The following is a 25,198-nucleotide window of genomic DNA, read 5'->3' as shown; positions in this document are numbered from 1 at the left end:
AATTACTTTTTACAGATTGAACAACCATCACACTGATTCAACTGACCGCGAAACCGCTTCTCAACCAAAACATGCAGACGTTCTTTCAATGCCTCCAATGAGATTTTATCAATCACTTCATTCACAAAAGCAAACATCAGCAACATGCGAGCCTCTTTGCGGGGAATTCCACGCTGTTGCATATAAAACAATGCACTCTCATCAAGTTGCCCGACGGTAGATCCATGCGAACATTTTACATCATCGGCATAAATCTCAAGCATAGGTTGAGCATACATGCGAGCCTCTTTCGTAACGCAAAGGTTCCTATTCGTCTCCTGAGATACCGTACGTTGCGCTCCATGCTCTACCAAAACCTTTCCTGCGAATGCTCCTACAGACCGGTCATCGAGTACATATTTAAACAACTCGTTACTAATACAATCGGTCGTTTTATGATCAATCAAGGTATTATTGTCCACATGCTCATTCTTATCGGCAATAGCCATTCCACAAAGATCAACCTCCGATCCGGCACCAGTTAAGTATATACGAGTGGTATTTCTTGTCTGTCCGTTCTGTAGCGTCATTCCATTCAGTAATAATTTACTATTAGCCTCCTGATTAACGTACATATTACTAAAACGAACAGTCTTGCTATGAGTCTCTTCCAGTTCATAAAAATCAAGTTGTGCATTCTCCCCTACAAAGACCTCAATAACCTGAGTAGTCAGAAAAGCACTCTGATCCATGGCATGGTCGCATACCAAAAGACGCGCTTTTGCTCCTTCTTCAAGGATGACAAGAATACGACGATTGGCCATTAAATTAAAATTGGCACGTAATGTATTCACCAACTGAATAGTTCTATCCACTGTCACCTTCTTCGGAACATAAAAAACAAAGCCATCCTGAGCAAGGAATGTGTTTAACTCACAAACAGCATCTTTTGAGGAACCTGCCAGTTTATTATAGTATTTCTTTATCAGATCAGGATATTGTTCAGAAATATTTTTTAAGCTCCCCAAGATTACACCCTCCGGCAATTGTACCTTAGGAACGGATTTTGTATAAAACGTATCGTTTACCACGAAGTAAAGTGCTGTACTCATATTCGGGACATCACATTTAAAGACCTCATACGGATTGACCGGTATCTCAACACGCTTTACGTTCAAGCCATAATCAGGTTCAAACAGTTTTTCTACATCTGTGTATTTATACTCTTCCGCTTTCCGCGAGGGAAAGCCCTGCTGCCTGAATGCGTCAAAAGCTTCTTTACGAGGAGCATTCATCACATCAGAGCTATATTGGTTAATCAATGCTTCATTTTGCAGAAAGAGATCTATATATTGTTGTTCCGATTTCATAATTCTCCTAACTCTTCCTTAATCCAATCGTAGCCACGTTTTTCTAAATCCAATACTAACTCGGGACCTGCAGTTTTTACAATCCGGCCATTATATAATACATGAACGATATCAGGCTTTATATAATCAAGTAAACGTTGATAATGAGTAATAACCACACAACTCGTTTCCGGAGTTCTCAACTTAGTGACACCCTCACCGACAATTCGTAAAGCATCAATATCCAAGCCGGAATCTGTTTCATCAAGGATACTTAATTTAGGGTCCAACATAGCCATCTGAAAGATTTCATTACGTTTCTTTTCTCCACCAGAGAATCCCTCATTAACAGCACGATTAGCCAACTTATTATCCAATTGAACTAATTCTTTTTTTTCTCGCATCATACGTAGAAATGCACTGGCACTTAAAGGTTCTTTCCCTTCATACTTTAATTTCTCATTGACAGCCGTACGCATGAAATTAACCATGCTGACACCCGGAATCTCTACAGGATACTGAAATGAAAGGAACAAACCAAGATGGCTACGGTCTTCCGGTTTAAGAGAAAGTAAATCCTGTCCTAAGAAAGTTACCGATCCTTTAGTAACTTCATAAGCAGGGTTTCCTACCAATACAGAAGCCAAAGTACTTTTCCCCGATCCATTAGGTCCCATAATAGCATGAACCTCACCTTTATTAATAGTCAGGTTGATTCCTTTCAAAATTTCTTTGCCGTTAATGCTGGCATGCAAGTCTTTTATTTCTAACATCATATCTATTCTTCTTTTTATCCAACCGTTCCCTCAAGAGATACAGACAAGAGTTTCTGTGCCTCAACAGCAAATTCCATAGGCAACTTATTTATCACTTCTTTTGCGTATCCATTTACGATTAAGCCAACAGCCTGCTCTGTAGGAATTCCCCGCTGATTACAATAAAACAACTGGTCTTCATTAATCTTACTGGTAGTAGCCTCATGTTCTACTACGGCCGTATCGTTCTGTATATCCATATATGGGAAGGTATGAGCGCCACAATCACTCCCCAGTAATAAAGAATCGCACTGACTATAGTTTCTTGCATTATCGGCATGCTCGGTTACACGAACCAAACCCCGATAAGAATTCTGGCTTTTCCCTGCGCTTATACCTTTACTAACAATAGTAGAACTGGTATTTCTTCCAATATGAATCATCTTCGTTCCGGTATCAGCTTGCTGATAATTGTTGGTAACTGCAACAGAATAAAACTCTGCCGAAGAATTATCACCAGCTAACACACAACTTGGATATTTCCAAGTAACAGCTGAACCCGTCTCAACCTGAGTCCAACTAAGTTTACTGTTTACACCCTTACACATACCTCGTTTAGTAACCAAGTTAAGAATACCTCCATTACCGTTCACATCGCCCGGATACCAATTCTGCACAGTAGAATATTTCACTTCCGCATGATCATTTACAACAATTTCTACAATAGCGGCATGTAATTGATTTTCATCTCGCATAGGAGCAGTACAACCTTCCAGATAAGAAACATAACTCTCATCATCCGCTACGATTAATGTTCGTTCAAACTGACCGGTTTGCGCAGCATTAATACGAAAATAAGTAGACAGTTCCATCGGACAACGAACACCCTTTGGAATATACACAAATGATCCATCACTAAATACAGCAGAATTTAATGCTGCAAAGAAATTATCACGATAAGGAACAACAGATCCAAGATACTTCTGAACCAAATCGGGATGCTCACGAACAGCTTCACTTATAGAACAGAAAATAATACCTTTCTCCATCAATGTCTGTCGGAAAGTAGTCTTCACAGAAACAGAATCCATGACAGCATCCACTGCCATCCCCGTTAACTGCCGTTGCTCATGAAGTGGAATTCCTAACTTATTAAACGTTTTAATAAGCTCAGGGTCGACTTCTTCCGGTCCCTTGGTTTTCTTTGTCGGATCTGCATAATAAGAAATTCCTTGATAATCAATCTCAGGTATATCAACATGTCCCCAATGAGGCATCTTCATAGAAAGCCAATATCTATAAGCTTTCAGACGAAAATCCAACAGCCATTCCGGCTCTCCTTTCTTTGCGGAAATAAGTCTTATGACATCTTCATTCAAACCTTTAGGTATGATATCTGTCTGGACATCCGTAGTAAAGCCATACTTATACTTCTCCTGCGTCAGTTCTTTCACATATTTATTAGGTTCTAATTGCATAACTTAAAATATTTGTTTTGCCATTCCTTTAATAGCAGGAAAGAATATATTAGTCAATTGTTTTATTGGATTATAAAAAACAGACTCCTGCTTGGTCTTCTCGGGGAAAAGATCTCCTCGCGTATCAATAAATTCAAATACATGAATAAATAATCCGATAAGTAAAATGAACTTAATAGCACCTAATCCACTACCTAACCATCTATTCAACCATCCTAAATGGATAGCCCCCATAGCCTTTGTAAGCAGCAAAGCAATCAGGGAGAATCCGACAGGGACAATGATCCAAATTAAAATAAATGCAAGTATTTGAGCAAACGTAGTAGAAGTTCCTAAAGAAGGGGCTAACTGTTCACCAACCATTCCGAATAACGCCCTCGCCAAAAGTAAACCAGCAATAAATCCAACGATAGAAGCCACCTGTTTAAGCAACCCCTGCATGAATCCCTGAACTACACCGACAGCGATAACAACTAAAATTACAATATCTATTGTAGCCATTTTATCTAATTAAAAAGCTAAAATGTCATTCTGAACGAATGTGGAAATCTGCCCAACAGCAAACTCCGTATCGATCAGGATGACATTTCCACTAACGACTCTATATTACTTTACTATAATGTCTGTTTTACTTCTATCTCCTCAAAAGTTTCAATGGTATCACCCATCTTAATATCGTTTGTACCATTCAAACTAATACCACACTCAAAGTTGACTCCTACTTCTTTAACATCATCCTTAAAACGTTTCAAAGCATTAATAGTACCTGTAAATATAACAATACCATCGCGAATGATACGAGCTTTATCACTACGTTTTACTTTTCCCTTGATAACATAAGCACCGGCTACAGCACCCACTTTACTGATATTATATACAGCACGGACTTCAAGAGTTGCGGTATCCTGTTCTTTAAGAGTTGGGGCCAACATACCTTCCATTGCCGATTTAACTTCTTCTATAGCATCGTATATGATTGAATATTTACGAATATCAACTCCTTCTTGTTCTGCCATTCTTTGTGCCGTATTGGAAGGGCGAACTTGGAAACCTATGATAATTGCTTTTGATGCAGCAGCTAAAGCAACATCCGATTCTGTAATCTGACCAACAGCCTTATGAATAACACTTACTTTTATTTTCTCGGTAGACAACTTAATTAAAGAATCACTCAAAGCCTCAACAGAACCATCGACATCACCTTTAACAATGATATTCAACTCATGGAAATCACCTAAAGCCAAACGACGTCCCACCTCATCTAACGTAAGCATCTTTTGTGTTCGTAAACCTTGTTCACGTTGCAACTGTTCTCGTTTATTGGAGATCTCACGAGCTTCCTGTTCCGTATCCATAACATGGAAAATATCACCGGCAGCAGGAGCACCACTTAAGCCCAAGATCTGAACAGCTTCTGACGGTCCGGCAGCTTTCAACTTCTTATTACGTTCGTTAAACATAGCTTTAACACGTCCGAAATAGGTACCTGCTAAAACAATATCCCCCACATGAAGTGTACCGTTTGACACCAACACCGACGCAACATATCCACGTCCTTTATCCAACGTAGATTCAATAATAGACCCTGTTGCCTTACGATCCGGATTAGCCTTTAAATCAAGGATATCAGCCTCAAGAAGGACTTTTTCAAGCAACTCTTTTATTCCTAATCCTTTCTTTGCGGAAATATCTTGAGATTGGTATTTACCTCCCCAATCCTCCACTAAGAAATTCATGGCTGCCAATTCCTCTTTTATCTTCTCAGGATTAGCATGTGGCTTATCAATCTTATTAATAGCAAATACAATAGGAACACCAGCCGCAACCGCATGATTAATAGCCTCCTTTGTCTGTGGCATGACATCATCATCAGCAGCGACAATGATAATGGCAATATCTGTGATTTTTGCGCCTCGGGCACGCATAGCAGTAAAAGCTTCATGTCCCGGGGTATCTAAAAATGTAATATGACGCCCATTATCCAATTTTACATTGTAAGCACCAATATGCTGAGTAATACCTCCTGCTTCACCGGCTATGACATTAGACTTACGTATATAGTCCAATAATGATGTCTTACCATGATCTACATGTCCCATGACTGTTACAATAGGCGCACGAGGAACCAAATCTTTTTCATCATCCGGAGTTTCAACAATAGCCTGAGCAACTTCATTACTTACATATTCGGTTTTATAACCAAACTCATCGGCAACTAAATTAATAGTTTCCGCGTCCAAACGTTGATTAATAGAAACCATTATACCCACGCTCATACAAGTACTAATAACCTGAGTAACAGAGACATTCATCATACTTGCCAACTCGTTTGCCGTTACAAACTCAGTTAGCTTCAGTATCTTACTTTCTTTCATCTCTGCTTTTTCCTCTTCTTTCAAGTGCTCCTGAACTTGTTCGCGTTTCTCTTTACGATATTTCGCTGCTTTATTTTTGTTTTTATTCGTAAGTCGGGCTAAAGTTTCTTTTATTTGCTTAGCAACATCCTCATCACTAACCTCTTGTTTACGAGTGGATTTCTTAAAACGATCTTTACTTCTTCCGCCCTTATTACCTCCGTTATCACGGTTATCTTTATCGCGATTATCTTTATTCTTATTATCCCGACGAACATTCCCCGTATTCATCTTCTCTGCAGCATCCAGATCCACACGTTCTTTATTTATACGGTTACGACGTTTTTTCTTTCCACTGCCTTGAGCATTTTGGCTATCGCTATTCTGATTATTGCTTCTACCATCATCTTTACGGATTTCCTTAATAATGGCATCCTTCATTTGTTTACGCTGTTCTAAGCGCTGACGATCTTTTTCCTCTCTCTCTCTTCGACGTTCTTCCTTAGATTTTTTCTTTGGACGAGTCGACTGATTCAATGCATCCAGGTCAATCTGACCTACTACATTCAATTTAGACTTTATCTCAGGAGTACCTATTTTGAATACCTGATCATCTTCCATTATCTCTTCTTCTTGTTCCGGAGTCTCAACTTTTGGAGCAACAACCGGTTGAGTTATTTCTTTCACTGGCTCAGCAGCTTTTACATCTTCTTTAATTTGTTCCTTTGCTGACTCATTCTTTACTTCCTCTTTTGATGCCAGCTCTTTCACAACCACAGGCTCTGCTTTCTCTAATTCTGTTGATTTAATTGACTTCTCTTCACTCGGTTCCTGCTTTTTTAAGGTCTCTTTCCGGAGTTCTTCCTTTACAGTCTCACTCTTAACCTCTACGGAGGGTATCTTATCGATTTGCTCTTGTTTCTGTTCCATTTGCTTCTCTTTCTTAGGGGCAGAATTATGTTTATTAAGAGTATCCAAATCAATTTTACCGACAGACTTGAATTTAGGACGAACCTCTTCAGGGATAACTGTTTCAACTATATCATCTTTTTTATTCACATCATCAATAGAAACAGAAGCACGATTTCGATCCTTATTCTGACGTTTTTGAATAAACTTTTCCGATTCTTCCTTTTCTTTCTTGTCTTTGCTGAATTCCTTCACAAGTACATCATACTGTTCTTCGGTAATTTTAGCATTAGGGTTACTTTCTATTTCATAACCTTTCTTTTGCAAGAATTCCACTACCGTCGATATTCCCACATTCAAATCTCTTGTTACTTTGTTCAGTCTTATCGCCATATATTCTCCTTTAATTAATATTGAACCGGTTTAAAGATTGACTAATCTTCAAATTCAGCTCTTAAAATTTTCAGCACGTTATCCACTGTGCTTTCTTCAAGGTCCGCTTTCTCAATCAACATCTCACGAGGAGCATTTAACACAGCCTTTGCAGTGTCTAAACCAATACTTTTGATGGCATCGATCACCCATCCGTCAATTTCATCTTTGAATTCTTCCAAAGCAACATCTTCTTCATCCTGCTGATCATTTGAATCCAATTCGCGGAACACATCAATCGTATAATCGGTAAGCATACTGGCAAGTTTAATATTCATACCGCCCTTACCGATCGCCAAAGAAACCTCCTCCGGCTTCAAATAAACTTCTGCTTTTCTATCCTCTTCATGGAGAACTATAGAAGAAATTTTTGCCGGACTCAACGCACGCTGTATAAACAATTGAATGTTTGAAGTATAATTGATGACATCAATGTTCTCGTTTCGCAGTTCACGAACAATACCATGAATACGGGAACCTTTCACGCCAACACAAGCTCCAACAGGATCGATACGATCATCATACGATTCAACCGCAATCTTTGCACGCTCTCCGGGAATACGAGCAATTTTCTTAATGGTAATCAAACCATCCATGATTTCCGGAACCTCTGCTTCAAACAATCGTTCCAAGAATACCGGAGACGTACGGCTTAAGATAATTTTGGGGTTGTTATTCGTATTTTCAACTCGAGCAACCACAGCACGAACGGTTTCTCCTTTTCGGAAGAAATCACTTGGGATCTGCTCTGTCTTTGGCAAGAATAACTCATTTTTGTCATCATCTTCCAACAAAATCTCTTTCTTCCAAACCTGATAAACCTCAGCACTGACAACGGTACCTACCTTATCAATATATTTATTATACAAACTATCCTTTTCAAGTTCTAAAATCTTAGAAGCCAATGTCTGACGCAACGTCAGAATAAGCCGACGGCCAAACTTAGAATAAGGCACTTCATCTGTTACTTCTTCTCCCACTTCATACGAAGCGTCTATCTTCCGGGCATCCGACAGTTTGATTTCCATATTAGGATCTGCCAGCTGGTCATCAGCCACCACTTTACGATTACGATATATCTCTAAATCTCCTTTATCCGGATTAACGATCACATCGTAATTCTCATCCGTGCCAAACATTTTTGCAATCACATTGCGGAACGATTCTTCCAATACACTGACCATGGTGGTCTTATCAATATTCTTCAGTTCCTTAAATTCTGCAAACGTGTCAATCAAGCTGACTGTCTCTTCTTTCTTTTTGGCCATAACTATTTAAACCTAATTAAGTACTTAGTATATTTTATTTCATCATATTTAAAAGGAACATCCTCCGGTACCATCTTCGGACGCTTTGCTCCTTCAAGTTTAATCTTCTTTTCTATAGTAACCATAAAGTGATCTTCATCGGCATCTTTTAGAATACCTGTATATTTCCGATTTGCGTTAGTCATCACTTCAACTTCCTTGCCGATATAATTTTTATATTGCTGCAGAACTTTAAAAGGCTGACCAATACCGGCTGAACCAACTTCCAATTCAAAGTCTTCCTTGTCACGGTCTAACTTTGATTCAATGTAACGGCTTAAATCCACGCAATCATCTATATACACACCTTCGGCATGATCAATCTCTACGACAATTTTATCGTCCTGGCTGATATTTATATCGACTAAAAAGTAGTCTTTCCCTTTCAACCACTCTTCAACAATTCGAGTTACAACATTTTTGTCAATCATCTATATACAATTAAGAATAAAAAAAGGGCTCTCTCAAGCCCCACCATTCATCCAAATCGCTGCAAATATACAAATTATATGTCACTACTACAAAATATTCGAGTAAAAAAATCTATTTTTGCAAAACAAACAATAAATAAATAGAGATTATGGGTAAAAACAACTTAAATATCAACAAACAGTTCATGGTTGGTAACGGACTATTGGCTCTTGGAATCTTTCTAATTGTGGCTATTTTTATTTACCTTTCTTTCCGTTATCAGAGAAAAGACGGCAAAATCTTTTACGAAGGAAAATACAGCATTGAAATATCGAATGATTTTGCCGGAGATAGCATTGCGGTATATATCAATGACAGCCTTTTACTTAATAAGGTTATGCCTGATGAGACCACCAAAATGACTATCAATCGCTTTGCTGAAAGTAGTGCTTTAATGATTGTAGACAATAAAACGGATAATACAACACCATTCAATTTGAATGATAAAGGGAGCATCATAAAAATTACCAAACAAAACGGAATCATTTACATGCTCGAAACTGAAAGATAAAAGAAATATGAAGAAAATCTGTTTTTCCATATTGATGATACTGTCCGTATTTTCAGTTAGTTCCCAAACCATTAAGATGATGAGCTACAACATTAAAAGCGGATTAGGCATGGACAATCAACAGGATTTTAACCGTCAGGCTGATGTTATTAAGCTAATGAAGCCGGATATTGTTGCTATTCAGGAGATTGACAGTGCCACTACTCGTAGCAAAGGGAAATATGTTCTTGGAGAATTAGCAATTCGGACAGGACTTCATCCTTCATACGCTCCGGCCATTAATTATGATGGCGGAAAATATGGTATCGGCATATTAAGTAAAAAGAAACCTTTACGAATTATTCGTACATCTCTCCCCGGAAGAGAGGAACAACGGGCTCTGATAATAGCAGAGTTTGATCAATATGTATTCTGTTGCACCCATCTTTCCCTAACGCAAGCCGATCGCATAGCTTCTGCTGAGAAAATAATTAAAATATGGACGGAACTTAATGTCAATAAACCTGTATTTATCGCAGGAGATTTTAACTCTGAGCCAGACTCCCGAGAAATCTTATTATTTGAGAAATACTTTTCAATCTTAAACGATGTCTCTGTTCCGACATGGCCCTCAGATAAACCAACAAAGACGATTGATTATATTATGAAACTAAAAAACAGCCCGAAGACCGTCAAGGTCAAAAAAGCTCTAGTCCTTAACGAGTCTGTCGCTTCCGACCATCGGCCTGTCTTTATAAAAGTAAAAATGAGTTCTTCACTTTGATAGATTGATTCTTAGAGAATTTCCGAATTTATTTTTATCTAATGTCAAGATGTCGAATATCAATATTCAAAAGGATGGGCATCACTTCAGAAAGCCATACGGATGAATTACAAAAATGATCCGTATGAATCGAACAACTCATCCGCATGAGTTGAGCAATTCATACGGATGAGTTGACTAACTGATGCGTATCACTTCACTTGGTCATACGCATTGTACAAGATATAGATTTGCAATATGTAGCATTTTGAACTTATATGCCTATTATTTAAGGACTTACAGACCTATAGTGCTTTCTTAAGAAAATGTCTATTTCCTTACTCGATATCAAATTACAACTTTAAAAATCAACTTTCAGATCTCGCAATTCTTTGCGTAGCTGAAAAGCCAATCCTCCGGTGACGCTGTTGAGCAGTTCCCAAAATTTCGGTCCGTGATTCATCTCTTTCGTATGACAAAGTTCATGTAGCAAAACATAATCAATAAGATGTGGTGGAAGAAGCAACAAATAACACGAAAGATTTATACTTCCTGCAGCTGAACAACTTCCCCACCTGCTTTTAGTTGCCTTAATACGCACTTTCTTATAAGTGAAATGATTCTCTTCAGCCAATACTTTCAGCAATGGAGAAAGATATTCCTCTGCTCTGCGTCTCATTGCACGAATGATAGCATTTCGTACCAATCGTTGCACATCATCATTAGAGAAATCAACATTCTTTGGGCAGTAGATAATAACTTTCTCATCCTCAAATTTCACCGAAAAAAAAGTAAACGGTCCCGGAGCCAATCTCAATTTAAAGCTCTGAACATCTATAGTATAGTTCATATCGAAAGATTTCTTTGCAACCTTCTTATATTTCTCTAATAAAGGAGAGCGATACTGCTCTAAAACCCTTAAAACCTCATCTGTCCGGCTGAAAGGAGGAACTGTAACATAGAGTCCATTGGCTTTAACACGCATAGTCATATTCTTCATTCCTCTATGCGTACGAATGATAATCTGTTTAAAATCCTTATCTGCAATCACTCTTTTTGTTACCATAGACACAAAATTAATGATTTCTAACGGAAACATCAAAACAATTTTAAGGGGCGATTACTCACGCAATCACCCCCGCACTATTTAGTTAGTTGATTAAAATTTGAGAGAATTGAAGCTTCACAGCTTCGCTAATGTTCTTAAATAAGCACTAACTACCATTATATATTAAAGCAAATGAAAATGTTATTTCTCCTTACTTATGTCTTCTTCATCCTCCACAGCCATTATTTTAACAGAATCTTCAGGAGCTGTCTGCTGAACTGCTACCTCAGGCTCACTGGAGGTTTCACTATACTCATCATGAACATAAATCATTGATTCTCCTTGCTTGTCCATAGAATGTTCGGCAATCATTCCAATTAGCATAACTACTGCTACCATAGCAGCAGCCTTCATCAAGGGCATCAACCGAGAACGCAAGGTCAAACGTTTTGCTTTTATAGTAGGAATTTCAATCTTTTCCAAAATCTTTGCATCGAAATCATCTCCCAATCCTTTCTGCTTTTCTCTATCCTCATAAGCAAAGATTACTTTATAGCAAAGCAGGCTGGTAGGAATTTCTTTCTGACGAAAGAAAGCACGCAGAATTTGTTCCTCTTCCAAAGAAGTCTCACCATTCCAATAACGTTCAACCAATTGTTCAATATATTTATAATCCATAATTTTCAATCTCCAAATACTTTTGCTTTATTTTCTGCCTTGCCCTAAACAAGTTCACTTTTACTTGTTCCTCCGGCAATTGCATAATATCTGCAATCTCTTTGTAGCTCTTCCCCTCTATATCTCGCAATTGAATGATAGATCGCTGTTTTTCAGGTAGCTCATTCACCAACCGATGGACTAACTTTAACAGCTCATTCTCAGTCAACTGGTCATAAGGAGTAGATGCATCAAGTTGCTCCTCCCTTTCGGAAATCAATTCCACATTCTGTGTCTCCATTTTCCGACTTCGGTCAATAGCTAAATTACGCGCTATCGTTAAACAAAATGCTTCAATTGAATCAATCCGATTCCATTCTTCCCGTTTTTCCCAGGCTCTCATCAGTGTGTCTTGAACAATATCTTCAGCTTCCGCACTATCTAATGTAATTCGAAAGGCTAACCGATAAAGTTTATCTTTCAGTGGTAAAATATCATTCTTAAAACTGATTTCTCGCATCGTTCTATTAATATAGACGGGTGAGTGACCAAAAAGTTACACTCACCCGTCATTTTTTTATTATTTCTTTATAATTGTTCCTCCATATCCCCTCAGAACAGCCGCAGACGCGATGATGACTTGCGAGACTCCGGCATTAATAGCTGAGAAAGCATTCTCTAATTTAGGAATCATACCATCTTGGATAGTGCCATCGGCGACATATTTGGCAAAGTATTCTTTTGTAATGATTGGAATAATACTGTCTTCATTATCGACATCTCGCAAAACACCTTTCTTCTCAAAACAATATATTAAGGTAACATCAAAAAAGTCGGCTAAGCCTTTGGCTGTTTCTCCTGCTATGGTATCTGCGTTCGTATTCAGTAAATGTCCTTTCCCATCATGTGTCAGAGGAGCTATTACCGGAACAATATCTTTTTCAATAAGAGACGCTAAAGCCGCGCCATTTACTTTTTCAACATCCCCTACCATTCCGTAATCCACCTCAGTAACAAGACGTTTGTGAGAAAGAATCACATTCATATCTGCTCCCGTCAGACCTATTGCATTCAGCCCTCTGCCTTGTAAGCCGGCCACCACATGTTTATTAACCAATCCGCCATAAACCATCGTCACAATATCCAACATAGCCTCATCCGTAACACGACGGCCATTAACCATTTTCGTCTCTATTCCCATCTGTGTTGCTAACTTTGTAGCTGAACGTCCACCACCATGAACAAGTACTTTATACCCTGGGAAAGAAGCAAAATCGGAAAGTAACTGCTGAAGTGTATCTTCTTCCTCAACAATTTTACCACCGACTTTTACTATCGTAAGTTTCTCTTTCATTATTTACTCCAAATAAGTATAGCCATACAATCCCGATCGGTAAGTAGACAAGAACTCCTTACCTTCCTCAACGGTAATCTTACCTTCTTTCAACGAACGGGTAACCCATGTTTCCAACGTACGCACTAATCGCTTGGAACTATACTGGACATAATCCAATACATCGGCAACGGTCTCTCCATCAATAATCTGTTCAATAGAATATCCTTTCTCTTCCACAGAGATATGAACAGCATTCGTATCACCAAACAAATTATGTAAATCACCTAAAATCTCCTGATAAGCACCAACAAGGAATACACCAATATAATAAGGTTCTCCCAATTTCAAGGAGTGGATAGGAAGAGATTGAGATATCGTACTTTGAGTAACAAAATTGGCAATCTTGCCATCAGAATCGCATGTAATATCCTGTAAGGTTGCTTCTCTATCAGGTTTCTCATCCAATCGCTGAATAGGCATAATAGGGAATATCTGATCAATAGCCCAAGAATCAGGCAATGACTGAAATAAAGAAAAATTACAAAAATACTTATCAGCCAATAATTTATCTAACTGTTTCAACTCATCAGGAGCATGCTTCTGCTGTTTAGCCATATTATTGATTTCATGCGCAACCGACCAAAACATCTGCTCAATTTGAGCCCGTGTCTTCAAATCTACAATACCATGACTAAACAAGTCGAGAGCTTCCTCACGTATCTGTTGAGCATCATGCCAGTCCTCTAACATTCGGCTTACATTCAAATTATCCCAGATATCATATAACTCCTGAACTAATTCATGCTCATTCTTTGTCGCCTCAAACTCTTCCGGCATCTTTGGAAGAGACGCTATCTCCAAGACATTGATGACAAGAACAGAATGATGGGCTGCCAGAGAACGACCGCTTTCCGTGATAATATTCGGATGAGGGATATTATTTTTATCAGCCACATCAACCAATGTGGAAATAGAGTCATTCACATATTCTTGAATAGAATAATTTACACTGCTCTCGCTATTTGAGGAACGAGTTCCATCGTAATCAATGCCCAATCCGCCGCCTATATCAACAAATTCAACATTGAATCCCATCGCATGAAGTTGAACAAAAAACTGAGATGCTTCACGCAAAGCTGTTTTAATACGACGTATCTTTGTGACCTGGCTACCAATATGAAAATGTATTAATTTCAGGCTCTCTTTTAGTTTATTCTTCTCAAGAAAATCAAGTGCTTCCAGCAATTCACTGGAAGTCAGGCCAAATTTACTTGCGTCCCCGCCACTTTCTTCCCATTTGCCACTACCGGAAGAAGCAAGCTTAATGCGAATTCCTATATTGGGGCAAACATTCAAACGCTTTGCCATCCTTGCTATCAGTCGAAGTTCATTTAATTTCTCGACTACAAGGAAAATTCGTTTACCCATCTTCTGGGCAAGTAAAGCTAACTCTATATAACTTTCATCCTTATATCCATTACAAATAATCAAAGAATCAGAATCAGAATTAACGGCAATAACTGCATGCAATTCCGGTTTTGAACCGGCTTCCAAACCTAAATTAAATTTCTTGCCATGACTGATAATCTCATCAACAACAGGCTTCATCTGGTTTACTTTAATTGGATATATAATAAAGTTTTCTCCCTTATATCCATATTCCTTTGAAGCTTTATCGAAACATTCCGATATCTGTTCTATTCGATTATCCAAAATATCAGGAAATCGAAGCAATACAGGTGTTGAAACATCACGCAACTGCAACTCATCTATAACTTCCCGTAAATCAACACTGGCACAACCTTTTTTAGGTGTAACTACTACATGTCCTTTCTCATTGATACTAAAGTACGGCCTACCCCAGCCTATAATATTATAGAGCTCTTCCGAATCTTCAATACGCCATTTTCTCATTTCTTTCAATTCTGTGTAATATATAATATTAGATATTTAATAATTCTGATAATTTCTGAACAGAATCTGCTATTTGTTCCCTGCTTTCCAATTCATCGGATGGGAAACGAAACATAGCTTTTGAATAAAAAACAGCTCTACTTGTCATTCCTTCCTTTATTGCATTCATCAGATCTTCGTCACTCTTATGAGCAAGTAATGGGCGCTGATTCTTAGATATTTTAAGCCTATTAAACAACACTTCAGGTTTTGCTTCAAGTAATACGGTTTCCCCTTGTTTATTCATATAATCCATATTATCAAAATGACAAGGAGTACCACCTCCAGTCGAAATAACCACATCTTCAAAATCAGCTACTTCATGAAGCATCCTCTTCTCCAATTCTCGAAAGCCATCTTCACCACGTTCAGAAAACAGTTGAGGTATAGTTTTATGAAAACGCGATTCTATATACCAATCCAAATCAATGAATTCCAAACCTTTAATCTTAGAGAAAGCTTTCCCTAAGGTAGTCTTCCCGGCCCCCATATATCCAATTAAAAATATACGTTTCATTTCTTCTTAGCAGTTGCCTTCCTTTTTTGAGAAGAACGAATTGACTTTGCTTTTTTAGGAGTTTCTATAATATGGTGGCAATCTTCTAACGTCAGATTAACCGGATTCATATTTTTAGGAATCTTGTAATTCTCTTTCTTATATGAAATATACGGTCCAAAACGTCCATTGAGGATCTGTAAATCAGGCTCTTCTGCAAATATCTTTATTTGTTTTTTTACTGCGGCTTCCTTTTTAGCTTGCAGCAGCGCTAATCCTTCCTCCATGGTGATATCCATCGGATCTATTGTCTCCGGAACAGAAACGAAAGTATTCCCCAAGCGAACAAATGGCCCGAAACGTCCTATACCAACAATAAGATCCTTACCGTCCTGCTGACCTAATAGTCTTGGTAACTTGAATGCATCCAATGCCATTTCCAAAGTTACTGTATCCATTGATATACCTTTTGGTAATGGAGCAAACGTTGGTTTTTCTTTATCTTCAACAGTCCCCAATTGTAATACAGGACCAAATTTGCCAATCTTTACATAAACAGGTTTTTCTGTTTTCGGATCATTGCCTAACATACGTTCACCTACCTTATGCTCTCCTTTTGTATTGATTGACTTATCAACTAATGGATGAAAACTCTTATAAAAATTATTCATCAATTTAGTCCATTCTGCCTTACCTGCAGCAATCTTATCAAAGTCTTGCTCTACATTCGCTGTAAAATTATAATCCATAATCTCTGGGAAATTAGTCATCAAGAAGTCATTGACAACTATGCCAATATCTGTTGGCAATAACTTTCCCTTTTCCGTTCCGGTAATTTCTGTTTTATCCATATCAGAAATCTGACCTTTCTTCAGTTCCAAGATATTATAAGAACGTTCTGTACCATCAATATTGCTTTTCTGAACATAACTCCGTTGCTGTATTGTTGATATAGTAGGTGCATAGGTTGAAGGACGCCCAATGCCCAATTCCTCGAGTTTACGCACCAAACTAGCTTCCGTGTATCTAGGAGGATGCTGTGTAAAACGCTGTGCTGCTGTAACAGACTTCTGTACAAGATCTTCTCCAATAGTTAATGGTGGTAGTTTAGCTTCTGTATCTTGTTCTATTTCATCGTCAAATGATTCACGATAAACACGAAGGAACCCATCGAAGATAACTATACTACCGGTTGCAATGAATTTTTCTTCTTTCCCACCGATACCTATCGTGGCTATTGTATCTTCCATCTTTGCATCAGCCATCTGGGATGCAATGGTTCGCTTCCAAATCAAGTCATAAAGTTTCTTTTCCTGAACGGTTCCTTCAATTGTTTCATTGGAAACAAAGGTTGGTCGGATAGCTTCATGAGCTTCTTGTGCCCCTTTGGAATGTGTGGTATATTGACGAGTCTTTACATATTTTTCACCAACCAATTTAATAATCTCTTTTTTACATGTGCCTAATGCTAAAGAAGAAAGATTAACAGAATCGGTACGCATGTAAGTAATAAAACCGCTTTCATACAGATGTTGCGCAATGGTCATCGTCCGAGAAACAGAGAATCCTAACTTCCGAGCTGCTTCTTGTTGTAAAGTGGATGTCGTAAAAGGTGAAGCCGGACTTCTCTTAACCGGCTTTTTTGTAATATCCTCAATTTTAAATTGGGCATTAGCACAATCGTTCAAGAATGTCTCTGCGTCTTTTTTGTTTTCAAAACGCTTATTTAATTCCGCATTTATTGTTACTTTCTTTCCGTCTGCATCAAGTACAAAGAACTGGGCTGTAACCTTATAAGCTGATTGAATCGTATATGCATTTATCTCACGCTCGCGTTCTACAATAAGACGAACAGCTACAGACTGAACGCGTCCAGCTGATAATGCGGGTTTCACTCTTTTCCATAAAACGGGAGACAGTTCAAAACCAACAATACGGTCGAGTACACGACGAGCTTGTTGTGCATTCACAAGATTAGTATCAATCTCCCTAGGATGTTTTATTGCTTCAAGAATTGCGTTCTTTGTAATCTCGTGGAAAACAATTCGTTTTGTTCTTTTCGGATCCAATTTCAATACTATAAACAAATGCCAAGATATAGCTTCTCCTTCACGATCCTCATCGGAAGCTAACCATACAGTTTCTGCTTGTTCGGCAGTTTTCTTCAACTGTTCAACTAACTCTTTTTTCTCTACCGGAACTTCATACGAAGGTTTGAAATTATCGTCCACGTCTATGCTGAATGCTTTTTTCTTTAAGTCACGAATATGACCGTAGCTGGACATTACCTTGTAATCATTTCCTAAGAACTTTCCAATTGTTTTAGCTTTTGCAGGAGACTCAACTATAACTAAATTTTTTATCATGATATATAATTCGCCAATTTAAATTCTCGGCAAAAGTAGAAAAAAAGAAAAAACATACCTAATATATAGGTATGTTTCTACTTTTTTTTATTTAAAATCGGCTTTTTAGCATTTTTTTACTAAAAACGGAGTTTAATTCCCGCAAGGAAATTCAGTTTCTCTTGTGGATAACCAAGAATACCATACTCCTTATTTAATAAATTATGTACCTGACCGAAAACAGAGATGTTTTTAAGGATTTCATAATTAGCTCCTACATGGAGATCATTTACATCATTCAACTGATTACTATACCGCTTGATATATTTTAATCCTCCATCAATGTTTAGCCCTGCATAAACTTTCCCCTTTGCATAGATATCCATTTTAAACTTTGGAGCATAATATAGCAAAACATCATCTGTATACTCAAATAAACCATTCGTCTTCCAACCTTGATAAAGACCATTGATACCAATTTCAAATAAATCTTTATAGCTATATCTCAATTCTGCTCCAAAATATGAAACTTTTGATTTGCTTTGTACAAATGATACCGTATAATAACCTTTATTTGGCTCATTGAATTTAAGTGTTGACAAGCTGTAGATATCATTACTCACCATCCGGTAGCCCCCGTAAACATTAAACCATAAACCGCTCATGGGAGAGGCACGAAATCCTATCTTTGCATCAACTTGAGTATAAGATGGTTTTAAGAATTCATCCATTTTCCAATATCGGGAAATGCCATTTACAAAACCATAGTCATTCAACTGACGTCCGCCATCAATATTCACATATAATATATAACTATTTTGAAATATATACTCTGCTTTTACATTCGGAGCAAAATCCACCCCACCATTATCCCCTGACAACCAGTCGATATGTGCGCCAAGATGAGCCCGATACACATCACCTTCAATCGTATAATACGGATTCAACAAAATAGAAGTGTAATTCGGCATACGTGATGGACTATATATCATATTATCCATTCCGAAAGCAAGCCCCAGATACTGTTCTTCTTTCAAGCCTGTCCATATTTCACCTTCTGTGTGGATCTTCTTCTCTATATCCTTATCGGGCTTATAATTAGCGTGATTATTAGAAGATTCTTCATTAATAACATAAAAGCCCGTATCAAAATTACCGGAACCGAATGTGCTATACTTCTGACTAAAATACAAGAATCCGGTTTGCAATTTGTACTGAAACGGTAAATCTTTATCGCATGAAGCAATACTAACAAAAACATCACCTACAGTATTATGCTGATGCTTGTTCTCACCCACCCAAGCTAAAGAATTGGCAGAGTCAATACCCAGATAATTATACACCTGCGACATATAACTTCCGCCGATATTTAAAGTTACCGGTTTAAAGACATGGTTATAAAAAACTTTCACTTTGGTATCATACCATCTGGAATTCCAATCATCAGATCTTTTATGCATTGGACAATAAATATTCCCATTCATTCCGTTGAGCAGAAAATCTACCTTCAATCGATCGACATTGGTTATATCCCAAAGATAACCTGCATCTAACAACGCATTGCCATAGTTTCCGTAGCCTGCATTCAGATATCCACGGGAAGCCTTTTCCTTCATCATGTCGCGCTCTATGGGAATCATTGACTCCTTTGTCCAACCAATGATTTTACGTGATGTCGTAGCATATTCTACCGTTTTTTTCGCTACCGTAGGCTCTTCCACTTTTGGAAGTACGTTTACCTTTGATGCATCTATAACAGTTGGATTATATTCGTTTTCCACAACAATCGTTCTGTTCAAAGTCGAATCAGTCTGCGCATATATGGTCGTCAAAGGAAGTAATCCTAATATAATTATTATCAGTTTCTTCATGTCTATATAGTTTTACTTTTTGTTGTCCATTTTTTTTAATCGGCTTTTTATCATTTCCTGAATATCATCATTCTCTTTATAGTTCTGCTGCAATGACAGCAAATACTGTTTAGCATCCAGTTCTTTACCTATTTTCATATACACATCGGATAGAAGTACAAAACTCCTTGCCAACCAATATGCATGAGGAGTACTTTCCTTAATATATTCAAGTACTATTTTCTCTGCTTCCGAAGTATTACCCGTGTCAAAATATGCCTGAGCTAAGCGGTATTTAGCCTCTGCGCCATATATATTACGGGTATCTTTTGAAAGCTTTTTCCAATCGGCTAAAGCCCTTTCAACCATTTCCGTAGAGACGTATGCTTTTGCACGATTATAATATGCTTCGTTAGCTACATCTGGTGAGACTTTAGCATCACCCAATATATCCGAAGCAGCTAAAATCGTTTCTTCATTATTCGCTAACATAGAAGCACTTCTTAAAGTTCCAAGCATAGCATTCTGTCTATGTTCTGCAGTAGTTGCTTTATCTTTCAATTGCTTATAAATATCAAGTGCTTTCTCATAGTTTTTCGCATTATAAGCTATCTCACTGTTCATCAGCATAGCATCTTCCAAGAATTTATTATTCGGATAAGTCAGTACTTTATCAAAATGCTCGGACGCACTGCTGTAATCTTTTTGATTATAATCAATAAGACCAAGATAATAATTAGCATTTAAGTTGAAAGTTCCGCTCGGGAATGTCTGCAAATAACGGATGAAGCTCTCCTTTGCCTCACTTGTACTACCCGACATGTACATGCGCTCGGCAGCTACATAAGTCAGGGAATCATGTTCGTTCATATCGAAATTTACTCCCCCCGGAATAGTAGAAGCATACTGCGCATACTCATCAACTTTATTCAAATCAATATAGATAGATTTCAAATCACGCTGTGCCAAACGAGCTTCTTCACTACCCGGATATTTTGAAATAACATTCTTATATGCCTGAATAGCCTCATTATACTTATCGTCCTGATAATATAGCAAACCTATCTCATTCGCTGCTCTGACTGCCAGATTACTGTCCGGAAACTTATTTGCCAACAACTGATACCTATCAATCGCATTTTTATTATCTTCCAACTGAACAAATGCTCTACCTTGTTCATACAATGCATCATCTACGTACTGGCTCTCCGGATAATTTTTCAACAGACGGTTCAAAGACTGAATCTTCTGTTGGTAGTTCCGTTGCAAACCTTGAACAAATGCCTCCTGATATATGGAATAATCGCCTAATGATGGGTCAATATCACTTGCTCTGTCGTAATTCTGACGAGCTGTCTCGAATCGACGATTATAGAAATTACAATCTCCTATCCTATTATAAGCATCGGCTTGGACCGTTTTATCATTCTTCGCTCCACGAGAAACATATTGAGTAAACCAATCCAATGCATTTAAATAATTCTTCTGCTTGAACTGTGTATATCCTATGTTATATAAGGCAAGCCCATACTCATCACTGCTCTTATCTGTAGCATTACTTAGATAATTTTGAAAATCATTCCGTGCCTGAGTATAATTCTCCAAACGGTAATTCGACTCTCCTTTCCAATAATAGGCATCCGCTTTAGTTCCTTGATTATATTGTCCAAGACTGAGAGATTGATCAAAATAATGAATGGCATCATTAAAATCGGAATTTGCAAACAATTGAGTACCCTTTTGAAACAACAATTTTTGCTTTGCTTCTAAAATCATCACCCCCGGTTGTTTAATTTTTGCAATAGAATTCAATGCTGCGTCATAACTCTTGGTATTCATATATATTTCTATTAGATAATCGCGTACTTTATCAGCATACCGGGAATTCGGGTACTCATTCAGAAAACGTTCGAATACGATCACTGACTCAGCAAACGGAGAATAAGAAGTCTCATGGATATTAAGGGCATAATTATATAAAGCCTGCTCTTTTACATTCTGGTCATAATTTTTTATAGACGCTTGCTCAAAAGCCATACGAGCCTGATTACGTTCTTTCAAGTTCAAATAAGCTAATCCCATATTCATATAAGCATTCTGCGTAAGTGCATCATCCACATGGGTGACAGCACCCAATGTAGAAGCTGCTTTTGAATTAGCTCCGGTATAAAAATAACTTATTCCCAAATCGTATAACGCCTTACGAAGCGGATTATCCGTACTTAACATATATTTCTCCAACAAAGGAATAGCTTTCTGATACTGATTTTGTCCGAAGTATGACTCGCCCAAAATGCGCTTCATTTCAACTTCATCTTTCTGACCTGCATGGTTCTGCAAATAGTTGACCGCTGTCGATTGAGCTTGAGCGTAATCTCCTTTCTCCAACAGAACCTGCCCTATATAATAAGGTATTATTTCATGGTAGCTCTTTGTTTTTTGTATCTGTTGAAATCCTTTCAGAGCCTTATCATAATTCTTTTCATTGTATGCAATGTAAGCCAGATTATATGTGGCATCATCCTGATGCTTTGAGCTAATTTCTTGCAACATGGTATACCAAATCTTGGCATCCTGAACATGACCTTCTTTTAGATAAGCATTCGCAAGTTGCATAATTGATTCATCACGCTGTTCTTCAGCCAAAGCTTCTATGTCACAACTCTTTAATTCGGCTATCGCTTCTTGATACTTTCCCATATTATAATAAGTAGATCCTATATATGCACGTACTTCATTAGCATGACGGGAGTCGGGATAACGATCTAAATATTTTTCCCAAGCCGCTACACTATTCCGCGTACCCAACCGATATTCTCTTAATAACAGCTGGAAGCTATTCTCACCTCCGAGATCTGTCTGAGCAAAGACCGGAACAGTAAGACAAGCAGCCAATATGAAGCCGATAATTTTTTTTCTCATATTATATTGGTTATTTAAGATTTTTCTTGTATTCCTTTAAAAATCGTGATAAACCTTTTCTGACCGATTCTAAACCAAAATCTTCCACCCGAATTTTATCAAGTGGCAGCCAAAAAGAATCAGCAACATCATCCATGGCTTCTACATGTTCTGCTTTACTCACCTTGCAAAGAAAGAACATATCAAGCGTATGAACCAAAAAGCCTGAGTACAAATAGCGGTTCGGATATGAAAATAGATAAGATGCCTCAACCACATCCAATCCGGTTTCTTCCTTCACTTCACGAACTACTCCCTCTTCTCCCGTTTCATCTATATCAATAAAACCTCCGGACAAGTCAAGAGTTCCTTTTGCCGGTTCTTTCCCGCGCCGACACACTAAAAGCTCCTCTTTATCGTTAAATATAAAGGCTACGGTAGCAGAACTCGGATTAAAATAATATGTAAAGCCACAATTGGCACATCTTTTTGATTTGCCATTATGTACTTCAAAATGAGAAGAACCGCATTCCGGACAGTATTTGAATAGCTCTAAAGGATGCATGCTATCACCTATATTTTTCGGGTAAAATTATAGAAAAAGAGAAAGAAATGCAATCTATTAAGCTAAATAGAATCGGGTTTTAACTTAATTATAGAGAGTTTTATAAAACTAATCAGAACACAACCATATAAGCTGCTGCTACGATACATAGAAGTGTGGGAAGAGATGCGGATAGGTTTGGTTTCCTGATTCATCAGAAGTATTTGCCAGCTCATATAGATGAGCCGACTTGTTTATACGTATCACTTTTAGGGTTCTTTTGATGGTATAACAACCTGAACCCGTTATCCAATTGATAGATACTTGTAACTCATTGAATCCATATCATTGTTTATGTTTCATACACATCTCTGTCTAAAGAATTATTTATAGAAATGCCTTCTAAGGAATTCATTCAGTCCGAAGAGGAAACAAAAACAGATGCCGGTCAGAATGAAAAACACCCCATTAAAAGACTTACTTCCTTCAGACAATATATCTTGCCGCATATCCTTTATCATGCTTACCAATGCCGGTCCACAGAATACAACTATGGCAATTAATCCGATTATAACAACCAATCCTGCCAATACAGCATCCCATCTCCCTGCACGCTTAGCAGCTGCGTTACGTTCTTCTTTTATGCGTTGAAGAGTAAAGTACGGCAGATTCGTAGGATATTTCGCAGTATCATTTTCCATGCCATGCTCCAACGCTTTTCGCAATCCAATATCATGATCACGAAACTGCCTTATTGGTTGTTCTGTATACTTATTCTCCATTATCGTTCCATCTCTTTAATCTGTACATATAATTTTTTCCTTATCCGACACAAGCGTGTTCCTAATTTGTTTGCAACTTTATCGACTTCATCATAAGGTATTCCCATAATATAAGCTATCTCTTTAAACGAACGACCTTTATAATAAAATAAGGTAACGAGTGTTTTATCATCCGGAGGGAGCTTATCGATTGCAGCCTCCAGCAAAGCGATACGCTCATCATTGTCTGTAAATAATGCTTCATCCACCAAATTGTCAGAAATAGTATTAAGCCATTTTTCATCTTCATCGTAACTGAACAGATTTTTCTGTTTTCTCCGAAGGAAGTTTATGGCACAGTTGTACGCTATACGACAAATCCAAGTGGAAAAGGCCGACTGTCCGGCGAAAGAGTCAAGGTGATTAAAAGCTTTGACGAACGCATCCTGAGTCAATTCTTCGGCATCTTCCTGCTGTATCACGATTCGCATTACAAATGCGAACACTTCACGTGAATAGGTATCAAGGAAATATGCGTAATCCTCGGTATGACCACCGAGGATGCGATTAATTAGTTGCTGTTCGTCAACTTTCATTGATTAATTTTCTTTTTTATCAGTTTCTTTCATCTCTAACTTCCTTTCAATGAAATAGGACAAAATTAAAGCTAATCCACCGAACACACACATACACGCCATGTAAATAACAGACCTCGTTTCATAATCCTCTGGGTCATAATAGTAATTCAGATAAAAACCAATAAATAATCCGAGTCCTATTCCTAAAAAGGCCATTCCCCAGCGAAAAGCCGAATTGCGTTTAGTTGATTCCAAAGCTTTTCCAAATCGAACACCCCAATAGGGAGTTTCTATTTTCTTAGCATCCTCAGGAGAGAGTTCCGACAACTTACTGATAAGCATTTTCCGTTCACCACGACGAGCAAAAAGCTCGATTATTAAATAAAATGTTCCAAAAATAATAAAGAGATTCAAAGATACAACAATCCCATTCATAATCTAT

The 25,198-nt window shown here is 37.8% G+C and carries 22 protein-coding genes; 2 read left to right on the top strand and 20 right to left on the bottom strand.

Going from position 1 to position 25,198, the window contains the following annotated elements; genetic code table 11:
• Positions 1 to 2: 2 nt before the first annotated feature.
• The 7 genes from sufD to rimP all read right to left on the bottom strand — a co-directional run bounded on the left by sufD (position 3) and on the right by rimP (position 8,994).
• Entirely contained in the window at positions 3 to 1,349 is a 1,347-nt protein-coding gene (sufD, locus tag LO761_RS08290; protein ID WP_272817823.1) for a Fe-S cluster assembly protein SufD, read from the bottom strand.
• Complete coding sequence (gene sufC, locus LO761_RS08285) at positions 1,346 to 2,101, bottom strand: Fe-S cluster assembly ATPase SufC (protein WP_272817851.1); 756 nt, start codon at positions 2,099 to 2,101, stop codon at positions 1,346 to 1,348. The genes sufD and sufC overlap by 4 nt, the downstream gene beginning before the upstream one ends.
• 17 nt (positions 2,102 to 2,118) lie before the next feature.
• Positions 2,119 to 3,561: a Fe-S cluster assembly protein SufB gene (sufB, locus tag LO761_RS08280; RefSeq protein ID WP_272817822.1), complete on the bottom strand. Its 1,443-nt coding sequence runs from the start codon at positions 3,559 to 3,561 to the stop codon at positions 2,119 to 2,121.
• 3 nt (positions 3,562 to 3,564) lie between these two features.
• Entirely contained in the window at positions 3,565 to 4,062 is a 498-nt protein-coding gene (locus tag LO761_RS08275; protein ID WP_272817821.1) for a CvpA family protein, read from the bottom strand.
• A gap of 113 nt (positions 4,063 to 4,175) precedes the next feature.
• Positions 4,176 to 7,217, bottom strand: coding sequence for a translation initiation factor IF-2 (gene infB, locus LO761_RS08270; protein ID WP_272817820.1), 3,042 nt, complete (start codon positions 7,215 to 7,217; stop codon positions 4,176 to 4,178).
• A 41-nt stretch (positions 7,218 to 7,258) separates the two neighbouring features.
• Entirely contained in the window at positions 7,259 to 8,524 is a 1,266-nt protein-coding gene (gene nusA, locus LO761_RS08265) for a transcription termination factor NusA (RefSeq protein ID WP_272817819.1), read from the bottom strand.
• A 2-nt stretch (positions 8,525 to 8,526) separates the two neighbouring features.
• The gene (gene rimP, locus LO761_RS08260; protein WP_272817818.1) at positions 8,527 to 8,994 is read right to left on the bottom strand and encodes a ribosome assembly cofactor RimP; all 468 of its coding nucleotides are present in this window, start codon (positions 8,992 to 8,994) and stop codon (positions 8,527 to 8,529) included.
• Positions 8,995 to 9,143: 149 nt separating this feature from the next.
• On the opposite strand from rimP, the gene LO761_RS08255 reads away from it, so the two are divergent.
• Positions 9,144 to 9,545, top strand: coding sequence for a hypothetical protein (locus LO761_RS08255; protein WP_272817817.1), 402 nt, complete (start codon positions 9,144 to 9,146; stop codon positions 9,543 to 9,545).
• A gap of 7 nt (positions 9,546 to 9,552) precedes the next feature.
• Positions 9,553 to 10,308, top strand: a complete 756-nt coding sequence (locus tag LO761_RS08250; RefSeq protein ID WP_272817816.1) for an endonuclease/exonuclease/phosphatase family protein — start codon at positions 9,553 to 9,555, stop codon at positions 10,306 to 10,308.
• Positions 10,309 to 10,648: 340 nt separating this feature from the next.
• On the opposite strand, the gene LO761_RS08245 is transcribed toward LO761_RS08250, so the two are convergent.
• The 13 genes from LO761_RS08245 to LO761_RS08185 form a co-directional block, all read right to left on the bottom strand.
• Positions 10,649 to 11,353 (bottom strand): M48 family metallopeptidase, encoded by a 705-nt coding sequence (locus LO761_RS08245; protein ID WP_272817815.1) that lies wholly within the window; start codon positions 11,351 to 11,353, stop codon positions 10,649 to 10,651.
• 183 nt (positions 11,354 to 11,536) lie between these two features.
• Positions 11,537 to 12,013, bottom strand: coding sequence for a hypothetical protein (locus tag LO761_RS08240; protein WP_272817814.1), 477 nt, complete (start codon positions 12,011 to 12,013; stop codon positions 11,537 to 11,539).
• On the bottom strand, positions 12,003 to 12,512 hold the full coding sequence (locus LO761_RS08235; RefSeq protein WP_272817813.1) for an RNA polymerase sigma factor: 510 nt from the start codon (positions 12,510 to 12,512) through the stop codon (positions 12,003 to 12,005). Before LO761_RS08235 ends, LO761_RS08240 begins: the two co-directional genes overlap by 11 nt.
• A gap of 60 nt (positions 12,513 to 12,572) precedes the next feature.
• Positions 12,573 to 13,346 carry an acetylglutamate kinase gene (gene argB, locus LO761_RS08230; RefSeq protein ID WP_272817812.1) on the bottom strand — a complete coding sequence of 258 codons (774 nt, stop codon included), beginning with the start codon at positions 13,344 to 13,346 and terminating at the stop codon, positions 12,573 to 12,575.
• A gap of 3 nt (positions 13,347 to 13,349) precedes the next feature.
• Positions 13,350 to 15,242 carry a biosynthetic arginine decarboxylase gene (speA, locus tag LO761_RS08225; protein WP_272817811.1) on the bottom strand — a complete coding sequence of 631 codons (1,893 nt, stop codon included), beginning with the start codon at positions 15,240 to 15,242 and terminating at the stop codon, positions 13,350 to 13,352.
• A gap of 28 nt (positions 15,243 to 15,270) precedes the next feature.
• Positions 15,271 to 15,798: a shikimate kinase gene (locus LO761_RS08220; RefSeq protein WP_272817810.1), complete on the bottom strand. Its 528-nt coding sequence runs from the start codon at positions 15,796 to 15,798 to the stop codon at positions 15,271 to 15,273.
• A complete protein-coding gene (gene topA, locus LO761_RS08215) occupies positions 15,795 to 18,143 on the bottom strand; it encodes a type I DNA topoisomerase (protein WP_272817809.1) in 2,349 nt (782 codons plus the stop codon). The genes LO761_RS08220 and topA overlap by 4 nt, the downstream gene beginning before the upstream one ends.
• A 119-nt stretch (positions 18,144 to 18,262) precedes the next feature.
• Positions 18,263 to 19,993 (bottom strand): TonB-dependent receptor, encoded by a 1,731-nt coding sequence (locus tag LO761_RS08210; RefSeq protein WP_272817808.1) that lies wholly within the window; start codon positions 19,991 to 19,993, stop codon positions 18,263 to 18,265.
• A 12-nt stretch (positions 19,994 to 20,005) separates the two neighbouring features.
• Positions 20,006 to 22,894 (bottom strand): tetratricopeptide repeat protein, encoded by a 2,889-nt coding sequence (locus tag LO761_RS08205; RefSeq protein WP_272817807.1) that lies wholly within the window; start codon positions 22,892 to 22,894, stop codon positions 20,006 to 20,008.
• Positions 22,895 to 22,904: 10 nt separating this feature from the next.
• A complete protein-coding gene (locus LO761_RS08200) occupies positions 22,905 to 23,438 on the bottom strand; it encodes an NUDIX hydrolase (RefSeq protein ID WP_272817806.1) in 534 nt (177 codons plus the stop codon).
• Positions 23,439 to 23,800: 362 nt separating this feature from the next.
• Positions 23,801 to 24,199 carry a hypothetical protein gene (locus LO761_RS08195; protein WP_272817805.1) on the bottom strand — a complete coding sequence of 133 codons (399 nt, stop codon included), beginning with the start codon at positions 24,197 to 24,199 and terminating at the stop codon, positions 23,801 to 23,803.
• On the bottom strand, positions 24,199 to 24,774 hold the full coding sequence (locus LO761_RS08190) for an RNA polymerase sigma factor (protein ID WP_272817804.1): 576 nt from the start codon (positions 24,772 to 24,774) through the stop codon (positions 24,199 to 24,201). Before LO761_RS08190 ends, LO761_RS08195 begins: the two co-directional genes overlap by 1 nt.
• Before the next feature lie 3 nt (positions 24,775 to 24,777).
• Positions 24,778 to 25,191, bottom strand: coding sequence for a DUF6249 domain-containing protein (locus LO761_RS08185; RefSeq protein ID WP_272817803.1), 414 nt, complete (start codon positions 25,189 to 25,191; stop codon positions 24,778 to 24,780).
• Between the last annotated feature and the right edge of the window lie 7 nt (positions 25,192 to 25,198).

Source organism: Phocaeicola oris, from assembly GCF_021295095.1.
Taxonomy (GTDB): domain Bacteria; phylum Bacteroidota; class Bacteroidia; order Bacteroidales; family Bacteroidaceae; genus Phocaeicola; species Phocaeicola oris.
The sequence above is the reverse complement of the archived record's forward strand: the minus strand, read 5'-3'. Positions and strand labels throughout refer to the sequence as shown.